Source organism: Pseudomonas putida, assembly GCF_022627325.1.
Taxonomy (GTDB): domain Bacteria; phylum Pseudomonadota; class Gammaproteobacteria; order Pseudomonadales; family Pseudomonadaceae; genus Aquipseudomonas; species Aquipseudomonas putida_X.
Genome location: NZ_JAETZZ010000004.1, coordinates 235,063 through 249,157 on the forward strand (window position 1 = coordinate 235,063; position 14,095 = coordinate 249,157).

General features: G+C 64.3%; 12 protein-coding genes. 7 read left to right on the forward strand and 5 right to left on the reverse strand.

Translation table 11 applies throughout. From position 1 onward, the window contains the following. Window positions 1-8: 8 nt before the first annotated feature. From JNA92_RS08670 to tatA, 4 genes are all read right to left on the reverse strand, one after another. A complete protein-coding gene (locus tag JNA92_RS08670) occupies window positions 9-2,129 on the reverse strand; it encodes a Het-C domain-containing protein (protein WP_241804306.1) in 2,121 nt (706 codons plus the stop codon). Between the two features lie 96 nt (window positions 2,130-2,225). Continuing rightward, window positions 2,226-2,975 (reverse strand): twin-arginine translocase subunit TatC, encoded by a 750-nt coding sequence (tatC, locus tag JNA92_RS08675; protein ID WP_241804307.1) that lies wholly within the window; start codon window positions 2,973-2,975, stop codon window positions 2,226-2,228. Next, entirely contained in the window at window positions 2,972-3,262 is a 291-nt protein-coding gene (gene tatB / locus JNA92_RS08680) for a Sec-independent protein translocase protein TatB (protein ID WP_241804308.1), read from the reverse strand. The genes tatC and tatB overlap by 4 nt, the downstream gene beginning before the upstream one ends. After that, window positions 3,262-3,495: a twin-arginine translocase TatA/TatE family subunit gene (gene tatA / locus JNA92_RS08685; RefSeq protein WP_241804309.1), complete on the reverse strand. Its 234-nt coding sequence runs from the start codon at window positions 3,493-3,495 to the stop codon at window positions 3,262-3,264. The genes tatB and tatA overlap by 1 nt, the downstream gene beginning before the upstream one ends. Before the next feature lie 145 nt (window positions 3,496-3,640). Between tatA and gspK the strand changes: the two genes are divergently transcribed. Further along, window positions 3,641-4,606, forward strand: coding sequence for a type II secretion system minor pseudopilin GspK (gspK, locus tag JNA92_RS08690; RefSeq protein ID WP_241804310.1), 966 nt, complete (start codon window positions 3,641-3,643; stop codon window positions 4,604-4,606). A 79-nt stretch (window positions 4,607-4,685) separates the two neighbouring features. On the opposite strand, the gene JNA92_RS08695 is transcribed toward gspK, so the two are convergent. Then, window positions 4,686-6,746, reverse strand: a complete 2,061-nt coding sequence (locus JNA92_RS08695; protein ID WP_241804311.1) for a PhoX family protein — start codon at window positions 6,744-6,746, stop codon at window positions 4,686-4,688. 223 nt (window positions 6,747-6,969) lie between these two features. On the opposite strand from JNA92_RS08695, the gene JNA92_RS08700 reads away from it, so the two are divergent. Genes JNA92_RS08700 through gspG form a run of 6 tightly spaced genes read left to right on the forward strand, consistent with a single transcriptional unit; the run spans window position 6,970 to window position 14,095 of the window. Further along, window positions 6,970-8,610, forward strand: coding sequence for a lipoprotein UxpA (locus JNA92_RS08700; protein ID WP_241804312.1), 1,641 nt, complete (start codon window positions 6,970-6,972; stop codon window positions 8,608-8,610). Then, window positions 8,607-9,032 carry a pilus assembly protein PilZ gene (locus JNA92_RS08705; RefSeq protein ID WP_241804313.1) on the forward strand — a complete coding sequence of 142 codons (426 nt, stop codon included), beginning with the start codon at window positions 8,607-8,609 and terminating at the stop codon, window positions 9,030-9,032. Before JNA92_RS08700 ends, JNA92_RS08705 begins: the two co-directional genes overlap by 4 nt. A gap of 3 nt (window positions 9,033-9,035) precedes the next feature. Continuing rightward, on the forward strand, window positions 9,036-10,988 hold the full coding sequence (gene gspD, locus JNA92_RS08710; protein ID WP_241804314.1) for a type II secretion system secretin GspD: 1,953 nt from the start codon (window positions 9,036-9,038) through the stop codon (window positions 10,986-10,988). Further along, complete coding sequence (locus JNA92_RS08715) at window positions 10,988-12,436, forward strand: GspE/PulE family protein (RefSeq protein ID WP_241804315.1); 1,449 nt, start codon at window positions 10,988-10,990, stop codon at window positions 12,434-12,436. Before gspD ends, JNA92_RS08715 begins: the two co-directional genes overlap by 1 nt. Window positions 12,437-12,439: 3 nt before the next feature. Further along, window positions 12,440-13,642: a type II secretion system inner membrane protein GspF gene (gene gspF, locus JNA92_RS08720; RefSeq protein WP_241804316.1), complete on the forward strand. Its 1,203-nt coding sequence runs from the start codon at window positions 12,440-12,442 to the stop codon at window positions 13,640-13,642. Between the two features lie 18 nt (window positions 13,643-13,660). After that, window positions 13,661-14,095 (forward strand): type II secretion system major pseudopilin GspG, encoded by a 435-nt coding sequence (gene gspG / locus JNA92_RS08725; RefSeq protein ID WP_241804317.1) that lies wholly within the window; start codon window positions 13,661-13,663, stop codon window positions 14,093-14,095.

Sequence of the window (14,095 nt, forward strand, 5' to 3'; positions counted from 1 at the left end):
GGTGGTTTTCAGCCAAAGGGCGAAGGGCCCGCGTCCGGGCTGTTGACGATGCTCCAGAAGCTCGTATCGGTTATCTGTTCTATTTCCTCGACGTGCTTGACGACAGTCTCCAGCGCCTCCCCTATACCCTTCATTGCTTCTGCCAATTCGTCTGTCTGCAACTGCCTGAGCGTTTCGACGGACGCCCCCTGCTCGATCCGTTGTGGATTGGCGAGCGCCCAGTCCTTGACGATCTGATCGAATCGGTCGGTGTCGTAGGGGTGAACAATCATGCCCTCAGCCAATACACGGGGGTCGCCAGACGCTGCGCTGTTTTCCTGCCAGTGATCGAACATCGCTTGGCCTACGACCTTCACGGCTTCTGTTGCCATCTGTACCGCCAGGGTGTGGAAGGGATGCGTGTCGTGGTCCTTGGCCAGTTGTGAATGGGTTGCCAGGGCGCTGGCATCGCTGTTGGGGTCAGTGTCCAGCAGTGTTTGCAGGGTTGCGATGTGATCGCCTGCCCATTTGAGCAGGGGCTTCTTGATCAGGTTGGTGGCGTAGCCAATCGCCTCGTTGGGCAACTGAGCGACTTTTGTCACCTGGTTGATCCAGCGGTAGATCTCGTTTTTACGTACGTTGTCGCGGGCCTTCAGGTAGAGCTCATACGCATTGCGCAGCAGAGGATCCTCATCCTCGAGCAATATCAGCATGACCTGGTCGAAATCGCTGCGTTCGCCAGGCTCGGGCGTGGGGGATGACTCATCACCATAGAGCAAGTTGGCCAGCGGGTCGGCGACGCTACCGACGATGTCCAGAGCGCCGAACATGCCGGTGACCACAGGCCAGGCATGCCTGCTGTTTTCTCTGGCCTCGATCCCCGTGGTCCAGACCAGCACCTTGTCGTGCCCCAGTTTTTTCAAGCTGAGCTCGACAAAGTTCGAATGGGCAAAGTAGTCCTCGAGCACGTGCAAGGCCTCGCCAAAGTGGCGCATGCCCTCGGTAGTCATGCCCTCCTTCTTGGCCGCCTCCAGCTGTTTGACCATGTAGGCGATCGATCGGCGGATGTAACGTTTCATCGAACGCTTGGGCAGCACCGCATTCTGCTTGTGTTCAGGGAACACAAGGGCAGTGAAGTCTTTGTCGATGCTGCGCGGGTCGAAGGCATTGCGGTCCAGCGTGGTCGGGTTGTCGATGTGTTCGTGGGCCCGGTAGACCCCAAGCATCTGTGGGGTCACCCGGTAGTGTGCGCGGTCTTCGGGTGTCTGCTGCAGGCTATGGAATTCCTTCAGGGCAAACAGGTCGACAATGGCTGTCAGCTTCTTGCGCGAGACTCTCGGCAGTTGGCCTTTGGCGATGCTCTGAATGATTTCAGCGGTATCGACGCCTGCACCTTGCACCGGATGAACCAGTTTTGGGTCAATCAGTTGCGAGTAGTCCCGCAACCAGTTGCCGAAGTAGATGGCCTTGCGCTGGGCGCTGTCGAAGCCGGCGACCTCCAGTGCGTCCTCAATCGATTCATGGCCGAAGGATCTATGGCTGGCCTTCTTGTCGCCCCGGCCGGCACCGAATTCGTCAGTGTGGGGTGGCTCCTGGGTCGGGAACGCCACAACCAACGGTGTTTCAGTGCCTGAGTGGGTAAAGATCGCGAACGTCCTACCCGCTTCGATCGGCTCATTGTAGAAGAGCAGCGTCTGGGCAAAGGCGACCCCGAGGTTTTCTGCTGGGGGCTCGGTTGCCGGTTCGGTGCCTGCTGCGCCCTCATATCGACGAAGCAGCTTGTGAACATGCAGGGCAAAAACCTGCATCAGCGCCAACAGCAACGTGGCGGTGATCTCCGGATTTTCAAGTGCCTGATCTATGACTTCGCGCTGTACCTGGATCTGTTCCGCGTCCGGGTCATAGGCGGTCCATGTCGGCAGGCCCGTCTCGACCCTGAATGCGGGGTTGGCCAGCGTGTCGTCAGCCAGATGCCGTTGCAACTCGACAAATACCGCAGGCGCAAAGCCACTGCCGAACACCGACCTGAACAGGTGGGTGAACAGCTGGGCATCGAGGGTTTTGGCGAGATTGCCCAACTGCTCCAGGGCAAGGCTGCTGCTGAATGTGGTGTCGCCAATGACGTCTGAAGTTTCAAGGGGCTCGTTCATGGTGTTCCTCGCGATGGGATCGGATGAACAAGCAGCATGTAGACGAGGCATTACGAAGTTAACGAGGCAGCGCTACCGAATCAGCTGATGCTCCTCTCACGTTGTCGGCCCACCCGCCTTGCTGTGGACCAGCGCGCAGGCCACCAGGCCCAGCTCGAACAGTATCCACATGGGCACCGCCAGCATCGTCTGCGAAAACACGTCCGGCGGTGTAAGAATCATCCCCACCCCAAAGCACCCAACGATCACGTAGGGCCTGCTACGCCGCAACGTGGCCACATCGGCCAGCCCCACCCACACCACGATGAACGTTGCCACCGGGATTTCGAACGCCAGGCCGAACGCCAGGAACAGCGCCATGATGAAATCCAGGTACTGGCTGATGTCCGTCATCATCGCCACGCCATCGGGCGTCACGCTGGCAAAGAAACCGAACATCATGGGGAATACCAGGTAGAACGCGAAGGCCATGCCGGCGTAGAACAGCACGATGCTCGACACCAGCAAGGGCAGGGCGATGCGCCGTTCGCGCCGGTAAAGGCCCGGCGCAAGGAAGCCCCAGGCCTGGTGCAGCAGCAGCGGCATGGCCAGGAACAGCGCGCACATCGCCGTCAGCTTGAACGGTGTGAGAAAGGGCGAGGTGACACTGGTGGCGATCATGCTGGCGCCTTCCGGGAGGAAGCGGCGCAGCGGTTCGGAAATCAGTGTGTAGAGCTGTTGGGCGAAGGGGAACAGGCCGGCGAACACTACCGCGACCAATAGCAGGCAGCGCACCAGGCGCTTGCGCAGGTCGCGCAGGTGCCCGGTGAGCGGCATGTGTGCCGCTGGGTCCAGGGCGATGCTCATGAGGTGGTCTCCCGAATGACGGTAACGGGTGCAGCGTCAGGCGCCGGTTCCGCCTTCAGGCTGATGCCCTGGCGCAGTTGCTGCTCGAGGCGCTGCAGTGGCGCGCTGTCGAGGTCGGGCATGTCGATTTCCCGTTCCATCTGCGCGCGCAGCCCCCGCATTGCCCGGCGCGCCTGGCCCAGGCCACGGCCCAGCGTACGCGCAGCGACGGGCAAGCGTTCCGGGCCAAGCACCAGCAGCGCGACGATGCCTACCAGCAGCATCTCGCTGAAGCCTACCTCGAACATCAGGCCTGCCGATCCGCGTGCGGTTGTGGGGTGGGCGAACGGGTCAGTGGCTCCTGTTGTACCTGCTGCGGTGCGGCTGCGGTGCTGGCATCGCTGTCACCGCCCATGGACTTGCGAAAGCCCTGGATCGCTTCGCCAACATCACTGCCCAGGCCCTTGAGGCGCTTGGTGCCAAACAGCAGAAACACGATCAGCAGTACGATCACCAGTTGCCAGATTCCGATGCCACCCATTACGACCACTCCTGTAAGGCCATGAAAAGAAAGGCCAATCCTGCCTCGCGTAGATGACGCGAACATGACTGCAAGGTATTTGCAATGTGCCTGCAACAACGCCCCTGTTGACTGGCGCCTTGTCTGGTAAGAGGAGTGCTGCGCCATGGGTGGCAAGCGACAGCAGGGCGCTGCACTGCTGATGGTGTTGGTGGTACTGGCGATGCTCGCGGCGGGGATGGCCTGGCTGGTGGAGGATGGGCGGCGTCAGGTCGATGACGTGCAGTTGCTACGCCAGCGGGTACAGGTGCGGGCCATGGAACAGGCTGGCCTGGCCTATGCCGAGCAGGCCTTGCGTGACCCCGCCTGGCGGCTTAGCCCGCTGTTCTGGCAGGCGCTGCGGGGGCAACCGCTGAAATACGACTTTGGCGCCGGCCAGGCACAGCTGCGGGTGTACGACCAGCACACCTGTTTCAACGTCAATGCGCTGTTGGGGGATGACGGTGAACGTGCCGAACGCCAGCTACGGCGTTTGCTGGGTGACAACATGGCCGCGCAACGTCTGGTCGACGCCTTGGCGGACTGGCTCGACAGCGACAGCGATGCGCGCCTGCAGGGGGCCGAAAGTGCCCAGTATCTGCGCCAGCAGCCGCCTCGTCTGGCGGCCAACCAGCCGATGCTCGATACCAGTGAGTTGAACCTGCTGCTCGAGCCAGATGCCTCGCGCCAGCACCGTTATCCAATGTTGTGTGCGTTGCCGCAGACCACCGGCTGGCGCCTGAATGCCAATGCCGTAGGGCTGGAGCATCTGCCATTGCTCGAAGCGCTTTATGAAGGGCGGTATCCCCGTTCGTTGCTCAGCCGCATCGTCAGTGGTCGGCCGGCGTCAGGCTATGTAGATGCTGCGGCATTGCGCCAGGCGCTGGGGGCGGTGGACGACGAAACATTCGAGCGGTTGAGCGAGGGGTTGCTGCTCAACAGTGGGCATTTTCAGTTGCAGCTTTCGTTCGAAGAACAGGGCAGGACGATACGCAGCGCGTTTGAGCTGGAGGCCGTGGGGGTGGTGCAGTGGCATGCACGGGTGCCGGCGCAGCAGGTGCGGGTGAAGAGTCGGGCGCCGATGGTCTGGTGATCATGTTCAATGGCTGCCGTGCAGCCCATCGCCGGCAAGCCGGCGATGGGCTGCAAAGCGGCCCTGATGCACAAACCGATCAGGCAGTCCCGATTTCCCCGCCATCATCACGCTGGATCACCACGGTCGAAGCTCTCGGCCGTACCGTGGTCCCGGCCGGGGTCACATCGGTGGCCTTGTCGGTGTAAGGCCAGTTCTGCGGGTGCTGGATGTTGACGAACATCGACTTGTTGTCCGGGCTGAAGGCAATGCCGGTCACCTCGCAGCCGTTAGGCCCGACGAAGAAGCGACGTAAATCCACCTGGTTCTGGGCATTGACCGGTATCTGTTTGCCAGTGGCATCCACCAGGTCGGTAGGGATCACCGCCAGCACCTGATCATTGGTGTAATCGGTGACCGTGCTCTCGCCGTTGTCCGTCTCGAACCACAACACGCCACGGCTATCGAAGCTCATGCCGTCGGGGCTGGCGAACTGGTTGAGCTCGGTCAGGCCCGAGCGGTTGATATCGGCGGTACCGGCAGCGTTGGCGCCGAACACGAAGATGTCCCAGGTGAAGCTCAGGTGATCGTCGCTGTCGTGCCAGCGGATGATGTGGCCGTGGCGGTTCGGGCCACGCGGGTTGGCCGCATCGACTTTGTCCGGAGTGCGCGCGCTGTTGTTGGTCAGCGTCAGGTAGACATCGCCATTGAGCGGGTGGACCGCTGTCCATTCCGGGCGGTCCATCGGCGTTGCACCCACTGCATCGCCCGCGCCGCGGGTGTTGAGGATGATGCCTGCCAGGTCACCGTACAGCGCCCCGAGGGTGCTGCCGCCAGTGGTAGCGGTGGCCACGTCGAGCAGAATCCACTCGCCTGTGCCGTCTGCATTGAAGCGGGCCACGTAGAGGTTGCCCTGGTCCATGTACTTGGCGCCGGTGGCCAGGCGGTCGGCCGGGGTTGCGTCGGCGGCATCCCACAGCGCGGTGGAGACGAACTTGTACAGGTACTCGTTGTTAGAGTCGTCGCCCATGTACCAGACCAGCGGTTTACCGGCCACCGCCAGGCCCGGGCAGCAGCCCTCGTGGCGGAAGCGGCCGAGCGCGGTACGCTTGGTGGCCAAGGTGCTGCTGTTGTACGGATCGATCTCGACGATGTAGCCATAGGTGCTGGCTTCGTTGCGGTAGTCGTCGGTGGCGCTGGCCCCTTTGATGGTCACGTCGAAGCGGGCGAACTCATCGCTTTGTTCGGTGCTGTCACCGGCAGCGGTCTCCCACTTGTACTGGCCGCTGGAGGTGCCGACGCCGATGCGTCGCTGGTCTTCCGGGCGGGTGTCTTTGTTGACGAAGATGCCCGGCCAGTTCTCTTCGCAGGTCAGGTAAGTGCCCCACGGGGTGTAGCCGTTGCCGCAGTTGTTGTTGGTGCCGCGGCAGTGGGTACCGTCAGCCGAGTACTTGGTCTTGACGTGGTCGGTGCCGCGCAAGGGGCCGGTGATTTCCATGCGTGAGGCGGTCGTGAAGCGGCGGTTGAGCGGGTCGTTGTCGACCACCTGCCAGCGCCCGTTGAGCTTCTGCAGGCGCACCACGCCAGCACCGTGGGCGTTGATTTCCTTGCGCACTTCTTCGGCCGGGCGATTGCCGCTGGCGTCGGTGGTCGGGCCGTTGGGATGCAGGGCGGCGGCATCGATGTATTCGAAGTTGATCGCCAGCAGGCCGTCTTCGGAGCTGCCATTGATAGGGAAGAAATGCATGCCGTCATGGTGCATGCCCATGGCGTTGGCCTGGTCGCTGGAGGTATTGCTGCCGTCCGACTTCCACGGGTTGCCGTTGCTGTTGATCGGCGTACCCCACGGTGCCAGCACGTAGGCACTGTAGCCTGCGGCGACGACACAGGCATCGGTGCGTGAGCCCGCGATGGACTGGAAGCCCAGTGCCAGTTTCGGTACTTCAGGTTCGGTAACCGGCGGCTCGGTTGCCGGGTCATCGTTGTCGGAATCGCCACTGTCGAAGCAGCCGGTCAGGCCGGTACCGGCAATCATGGCGATAGCGGCACCCAGGCTGCCACGCATCACGCTGCGACGGCTTAGGTAGGCGTCCATGACGCTGGCCATCGGCAGGTTGCCACTGTGGTTGCGGTCCAGGTTGTCGCCGGTTTCTCGACTCATCAGGGTGTCCTTGTATTGGCTGAGTTGGAGGAAACCGCGACTTTAGAGCGCAAAGATGATGATTCTTTGGCAGAAATATTAACGTCGCTTTAAAACTTTAAGTTCTTATCGCTTGGTCAGAAAGAACAATCTGGAATGGTTGTCGGATTTCTGCCATCAAACTGTAATGCCAACGCCGCAACATCCGGGGCCCAGAAAGAACTCGATAAGGATGGCGGGCCCGATGGTAAGCAGTGTGTACAGGCGCGAGATGATCAGATGGATGGGTGTCGGTGCCCTGGCACCGTTGCTCGGTGCCTGTTCTGCATTCCCGGGCCAGCGCGGCGGCAATGCCAGCCTGGACCTGTTGTACGTCGCCGACACCCTCGATGCGCGCCAGCCCGGCCGGCCCGTGGTGCCGGCAACGCGCCTGGGCCCGGTCAGCCACCTGGGCCGGGCACCGTGGATGACCGGCGCCAGCGCCAGCGCGGCTCACCCTGAGCTCGCGCCTTTGCTCGATGCCAGCCAGGCGGCCAGCGTGCAACTGGGTGGCTATGCCGTGCTCGCGGCCCTGTTGGAACAACTGCGCGCCGAGGCGGGGCCGGGCAATAGCCTGACCCTCGAGAATGGCCAGGGCTGGAACGGAAGTGGCCTGGCCTATCTGACCCAGGGCGAGAGCGGTGTGCAGGGGAGCCAACTCTTGGGTAGCGAAGCGCGTGTGAGCAGTGATGAGCGCGTGCTCTGGCCACAGCGCAGTGCCGCGCTTTACCACCAGTCTTCGGCGATGACGCTTGCTGCAGGCATTGCCGATGAACAACGCAAAACCTTGGGCCTGGAGCCTTTGCACGTCTTCGAGCGCGGCGGTGCACGCATCGCCGTGGTGGGCGTCACCGACCCTTACGCCCAGGACCAGAAAGCCTCCCTCAAGCAGTGGTACCAATCGCTGCTGCCGACCTTCGAGCAGGCCCGCCGCGAAGCGGACCTGGTGGTGGCGCTGGCGGATGTCGGCACCGGCCCAGGCCTGTGGCTGGCCGAGCGCGTGGCGCAGATCGATGTGCTGCTCTGCGCGCGGGGCCAGGACCTGTGGCCCACACCGGTACAGGCGACCCAGGCCAGTGGCCGGCGCATACCGGTGTTGTTTGCCGGTTGCCGGGGCAGCGGTGCATTCCGCCTGCGCTGCCAACAGGTCGCTGGGCAATGGCAGTTCGATGGGCGTTTTGTTCCGGCAGTGGCCCAGCAACTCTCAGCCGCAGCGCAGTTGCGCGCCAGCCAGTTGCAGGCCGAGTTGCGTCAGCAGCGTGCAGGCCATGCAGCGTGGCTCGACCAGCCGCTTGCGCTTGCGCCCCAGGCGCTGTGGCGTCGCGACACGCGTGGCGGCAGTTGGGACGCGTTGCTGCACCAGGCCCTGGCCGATGACAGCAGTATGCCGGTGCTGTTGCCGGGCCTTCGCTATGACTACCCATTGGCCGCTGGCGAGGCCATCACGCGCGAGCACCTGATCAGCCTCACCGGTGGCTACCCGGCACCGGTGGTCGAGGCGCCGGCCCGGCAGGTCGAGCAGGTGCTGGAAAACGCGGCCGAGCAACTGTTCGGTGACCCTTTGCTGCTGGACAACAGCCAGGACCTGCCACGCTGGCAGAGCCAGGCCTGGGGGGTGAGCTACAGCCCACAAGGCAAACGCATCACTGGCCTGGAGCCGGTGCAGGGCCTGTGCCGCACCTTTGGCCTGCAATTCGAGCAGCAGGCGGGTGAGCCGTTGTGGCAGCGGGTCGAGGCCTGGCTCGGGCGACAGCGGCCGGGTTGGCAACTGGCGGCCTTGCAGGTACCGCAGGTGCGCTACGTGCAAGGCCACCCAGGCTGGCACCCACGGCAGCTGATGTCATGACACTCGCCGCTCGCCTGATGACCGGCAGCCTGCTCACGCTGGCCGGGTGGCTTGCCGCCCAATGCGTGCTGCAGCTGGCGCGCCAGCCGCAACCGGCCAGCGCCCCGGTCGCCCGCGACGCGCCGCTGCCGGGGTTGCTGGTCGGCCATTGGCAGGCCCCAGGCGACGATGGCTCGATTGCGCTCACCCGCTTGCCATTGCAGTACCTCGGCGGCCTCAAGGCACAGCCGTTGTCGGCCAGCGTCGTGGTGCTGCGCTATGGCCAGCAGGTGCGTACCTTGGGCCGTGGCCAGCGCCTGGCACCAGGGATCGTATTGCAGGACATCGACGCCGATGGCCTGATTTTCGACAACCAGGGGCGGCGCGAACGCTTGCCCTGGCCGCCACGCCCCGTCGTGACCGGCTTCAAGCGGCAAGGATGAACGATGCGGGTGAAATATTGCGTGGCCGCTGCCTTGGCCCTGGCCCTGTCTGCGGCCTGGGCAGAGGAACCGGAAACCTTCGATGACAACGGCTCACCGCTTTACGAGGTGAACTTCGTCGACACCGAGCTGGGCGAGTTCATCGACAGCGTGTCGCGCATCACCGGCACCACCTTCATCGTCGACCCGCGGGTCAAAGGCAAGGTCACGGTGCGTACCGTCGACCGCCACGATGCCGATGCCATCTACGATATCTTTCTTGCCCAGCTGCGTGCCCAAGGCTATGCCGCGGTCGATCTGCCCAATGGCAGCGTGAAGATCGTCCCCGACCAGGCCGCGCGCCTTGAGCCGGTGCCGGTGGAGGCCGCCGGCAAGCCCAGCGAAGGCAGCGATGGCGTGGCCACCCGCGTATTCAATGTGCGTAACGCCGCCAGCGAGCAGATGCTCGGTATTCTCAAGCCGCTGATCGACCCCCGTGTCGGTGTGATCACTCCTTACCCTGCGGCAAACCTGCTGGTGGTCACTGATTGGCGCAGCAACCTCGAACGCATCGACAGCCTGTTGCGCCAGCTGGACCAGGTCAGTGACGAACCCCTGAAGGTCATGCCGCTGCGCCATGCCAGCGCCGCCGATACCGCCCAGTTGCTGACCCGCCTGTTGGCCCGCGAGCAGGGCGCAGATAGCACCCAGGTGGTGGCTGACCCACGCAGCAATGCCTTGCTGGTACGTGGCAGCACCGACCGTGTGCGAGCCTTGTTGGGCCAGCTCGATCAGCCCAGTGAGAACCGGCACAGCAGCAACACCCAGGTGATCTACCTGCGCCATGCCAATGCTGGCGAGGTGGTGAAGGTGCTGCGCGGGTTGAGCCAGGAAGGCGTCGTGCCCAGCGAGGGCACAGGCGAGGGCGAGGCCAAGGACCAGCCGGTGATGGCCGCCGCCAGCGATTCGGGCATACGCCTGGAGTACGAGGAGGGCACCAATGCCGTTGTCATGGTCGGCCCCGACAGCGAACTGGCCGCCTACCGCTCCATCGTCGAGCAGTTGGACATTCGCCGCGCCCAGGTAGTGGTCGAAGCAATCATCGCCGAAGTGTCCGACAGCCGCGCCCAGGAGCTTGGCGTGCAGTGGCTGTTCGCCGACGAAAAGTTCGGCGCTGGCATCGTCAACTTCGGCAGCAACGGGGTGAACATCGCCAACATCGCGGGCGCCGCCGCCAGTGGCGACAACGAAGCGCTGGGTGACCTGCTGTCGGCCACCACAGGCGTGACGGCCGGTATCGGCCACTTCGGCGGTGGCTTCAACTTCGCCATGCTGATCAACGCACTGAAGGGCAAGAGCGGCTTCAACCTCTTGTCCACGCCAACCCTGCTGACCCTGGACAACGCCGAAGCATCGATCCTGGTCGGCCAGGAAGTGCCCTTCGTCACCGGCTCCGTGACGCAGAACAACGCCAACCCCTACCAGACCATCGAGCGCAAGGAAGTAGGGGTGAAGCTGCGCATAAAACCGCAGATCAATATCGATAACAGCGTACGCCTGGATATCGTTCAGGAAGTCTCATCGATCGCCGACTCCAGCGCCGCCAGCGACGTGATCACCAACAAGCGCGAGATCAAGACCAAGGTCATGGTCGAGGACAATGGCCTGGTGATCCTTGGCGGGCTGATCAGCGATGAGCTGAGCACCAGCGATCAACGTGTACCGTTTCTCGGTGATATTCCAGGGCTGGGCCGGCTGTTCCGGTCCGAGGCCAGCAAGAACACCAAGCAGAACCTGATGGTTTTCATCCGCCCGCGGATCCTGCGTGACGGGCCCAGCCTGGCGGGGTTGAGCGAAGACAAGTACCGCACCCTGCAGCAGACCACGCCGCTCAAGCTGCCAGGCCTTGCGCAGGACGGCCAGCTGCTGCGGGTGTTCCCCGCCAGCCGCGCACGCCTGGACGGGGGGGACTGGTGATGTTGCCCTATCGCCTTGCGCGTCAGGCCGGGCTGGCCATGGCGCCGTCCGAGGCTGGCTGGCAGTTGTGGCTGCGCCGCGATGCCGACAGTAACCAGCTGCAGGAGCTGCTGCGTGTGCACGGCCAGCCCGTGGCCCTGCACTACCTGGAAGCTGCGGCGTTCGACGAACGCCTCGGCCAGTTGTATCAGGCCGGGGATGCCGCCACCGAAGCACTGATCGAAGGCATCGGCGAACAGGTCGACCTGGACAGCCTGATGAGCGAAATGCCGCGCATCGAGGACCTGCTCGAAAGCGATGATGAAGCGCCGGTGATCCGCCTGATCAACGGCCTGTTCGGCCAGGCCCTGCGCCTGCGCGCTTCGGACATCCATATCGAGACCTTCGAGCAGAGCCTGGTGGTGCGGCTGCGTGTCGACGGCCACCTGCGCGAGGTGTTGCGCCCGCCGCGCGCGTTGTCGGCCATGCTGGTGTCGCGGATCAAGGTCATGGCGCGCCTGGACATCGCCGAGAAACGCCAGCCCCAGGACGGCCGTATCACCTTGCGCGCCGCCGGGCGTGAGGTGGACGTGCGCGTCTCGACCTTGCCCGGCATCCACGGTGAGCGCGTGGTCATGCGTGTGCTCGACAAACAGGCCAGCTTGCTGGCGTTGGACAACCTGGGCATGCCCCCGGCAGTACTGCGCGGCCTGCGCAGCTGCCTGACAAGGCCAAACGGCATCGTGCTGTCCACCGGGCCGACCGGGTCGGGCAAGACCACCACCCTGTACGCCAGCCTCAACAGCCTCAATGACGGCAGCCGCAATATCCTCACCGTGGAGGACCCGGTGGAATACGCCATCGCCGGCATCGGCCAGACGGCCATCAACCCGCGCGCCGGGCTGACCTTCGCCAGCGGCCTGCGTGCCATCCTGCGCCAGGACCCGGATGTGATCATGCTCGGCGAAATCCGCGACCAGGAAACTGCGCAGATCGCCGTGCAGGCGAGCCTCACCGGCCACCTGGTACTGTCGACGTTGCACACCAACAGCGCAGTGGGCGCGGTCACCCGCTTGCGCGACATGGGCGTCGAGCCGTTCCTGATCGCATCGTGCCTGCGCGGTGTACTGGCCCAGCGCCTGGTGCGGCGGTTGTGCCATTGCGCCGTGGCGCAGCCACTGCAGCCGGCCGAACGTGCGCTGTGGCCTGAGCTCGCGGCGCTGGGCAGCAGTTACCACGCGGTGGGCTGCGAGCAGTGCCAGAGCACTGGCTATATCGGCCGTTTGGGCCTGTACGAATTTATCGAACTGGACGCCGGTCTCATCGGCCTGCTGTATGACGGCGCCAGTGAACTGGCCATGCAGGACTACCTGGCCGAGCGCCGCCAGAGCCTGGTGGCGATGGCCAGTGACTGCCTGGCCCGCGGCGAGACCAGCCTGGCCGAAGTACTGCGTGTGGTGCAGGGCTGACCCATGCCGACCTTTCGTTACCAGGCCGTTGATCTGGCCGGCAAGACCCACAAAGCCAGCCTGCAGGCCGATAGCGAACGCCACGCACGCCAGTTGCTGCGCGAGCAGGGTTTGTTCCCCCGCCAGTTGCAGCGCTTGGAAAACGGTGCCCGGCAGCCTCGCCGACAACGCTTGAGCCGTGCCCAGCTGTGTGAGCTGACACGCCAGCTGGCGACCTTGACCGGCGCGGGCATCCCCCTGGTCGATGCCTTGGCGACGCTTGAACGCCAGTTGCGTCAGCCAGCCCTGCACGGGGTGCTGGTGGCTGTGCGGGGCTCGCTCGCCGAAGGCCTTGGCCTGGCCCGCAGCCTGGCCCGCCAGGGCGCGCCTTTCACCGGCCTGTACTGCGCGCTGGTCGAAGCCGGTGAGCGCTCGGGGCGGTTGGCCCAGGTGCTTACCCGGCTTGCAGACCACCTGGAACAGGTACAGCGCCAGCAGCACAAGGCGCGGACCGCACTGATCTACCCCTGCGTGCTGATGGGGGTGTCGCTGGCGGTGGTGATCGGCCTGATGACCTTCGTCGTACCCAAGCTCACCGAACAGTTTGCCCATGCCGGGCAGAGCCTGCCGCTGATCACCTCCTTGCTGATCGGCCTGAGCCAGGGCCTGGTGCACGCCGGCCCCTGGCTGCTGGGGCTGGCGGCCCTCACGTCGCTGCTGGCCAGCTGGTTGCTGCGCAAGCCGCACTGGTGCCTGCGCCGCGACGACCTGCTGTTGCGCCTGCCGCGCGCAGGCGGGCTGTTGCAGGTGCTGGAAAGTGCCCGCCTGGCGCGCAGCCTGGCGATCCTCACCAGCAGCGGCGTCGCGCTGCTCGAAGCCTTGCAGGTGGCCACTGAAACCGTCGGCAACCGGCGCATCCGCCTGGCCATGGAGCAGGTGCGCCAGCAGGTGCAGGGCGGCACCAGCCTGCACCGGGCGCTGGACGCCTGCCAGCAGTTCCCGCCCTTGCTGGTGAACATGGTCGGCAGTGGCGAGGCCAGCGGCACCTTGGCCGACATGCTCGAGCGGGTGGCCGACGACCAGGAGCGTGGCTTTGCCCGCCAGGTGGATACGGCCATGGCGCTTTTCGAACCCCTGATGATCCTGGTGATGGGCGCCGTCGTGCTGTTCATCGTGCTGGCGGTGCTGCTGCCGATCATGCAACTCAACCAGGGCCTGCAACTGTAGATGACTAGGAGCAACCCCATGCAGCATCGACGCAAGCGCCAACACGGCTTCACCCTGATGGAAATCATGGTGGTGATTTTCATCATCGGCCTGCTGATCGCCGTGGTTGCGCCCAGCGTGCTGGGCAACCAGGACAAGGCCATGCGGCAGAAAGTCATGGCCGACCTGAGCACGCTCGAGCAGGCGCTGGACATGTACCGGCTGGACAACCTGCGCTTTCCCAGCAATGAGCAAGGCCTGGCTGCGCTGGTGAAAAAACCGGCCCAGGAGCCGCTGCCGCGTGCCTGGCGCAGCGATGGTTATGTACGCCGCCTGCCGGATGACCCGTGGGGCACCCCGTATCAGTACCGTATGCCTGGCGAGCATGGCCGGGTCGATGTGTATTCGTTGGGCGCCGATGGTGTGCCGGGCGGCGAAGGCCAGGACGCCGACCTGGGCAACTGGGCGCTGTGA

Excerpts from the sequence above, each read along its gene's own strand:
- JNA92_RS08670 (WP_241804306.1), bottom strand. The coding sequence starts at position 2,129 with ATGAACGAGCCCCTTGAAACTTCAGACGTCATTGGCGACACCACATTC.
- tatC (WP_241804307.1), bottom strand. The coding sequence starts at position 2,975 with ATGAGCATCGCCCTGGACCCAGCGGCACACATGCCGCTCACCGGGCAC.
- tatB (WP_241804308.1), bottom strand. The coding sequence starts at position 3,262 with ATGTTCGAGGTAGGCTTCAGCGAGATGCTGCTGGTAGGCATCGTCGCG.
- tatA (WP_241804309.1), bottom strand. The coding sequence starts at position 3,495 with ATGGGTGGCATCGGAATCTGGCAACTGGTGATCGTACTGCTGATCGTG.
- gspK (WP_241804310.1), top strand. The coding sequence starts at position 3,641 with ATGGGTGGCAAGCGACAGCAGGGCGCTGCACTGCTGATGGTGTTGGTG.
- JNA92_RS08695 (WP_241804311.1), bottom strand. The coding sequence starts at position 6,746 with ATGAGTCGAGAAACCGGCGACAACCTGGACCGCAACCACAGTGGCAAC.
- JNA92_RS08700 (WP_241804312.1), top strand. The coding sequence starts at position 6,970 with ATGGTAAGCAGTGTGTACAGGCGCGAGATGATCAGATGGATGGGTGTC.
- JNA92_RS08705 (WP_241804313.1), top strand. The coding sequence starts at position 8,607 with ATGACACTCGCCGCTCGCCTGATGACCGGCAGCCTGCTCACGCTGGCC.
- gspD (WP_241804314.1), top strand. The coding sequence starts at position 9,036 with ATGCGGGTGAAATATTGCGTGGCCGCTGCCTTGGCCCTGGCCCTGTCT.
- JNA92_RS08715 (WP_241804315.1), top strand. The coding sequence starts at position 10,988 with ATGTTGCCCTATCGCCTTGCGCGTCAGGCCGGGCTGGCCATGGCGCCG.
- gspF (WP_241804316.1), top strand. The coding sequence starts at position 12,440 with ATGCCGACCTTTCGTTACCAGGCCGTTGATCTGGCCGGCAAGACCCAC.
- gspG (WP_241804317.1), top strand. The coding sequence starts at position 13,661 with ATGCAGCATCGACGCAAGCGCCAACACGGCTTCACCCTGATGGAAATC.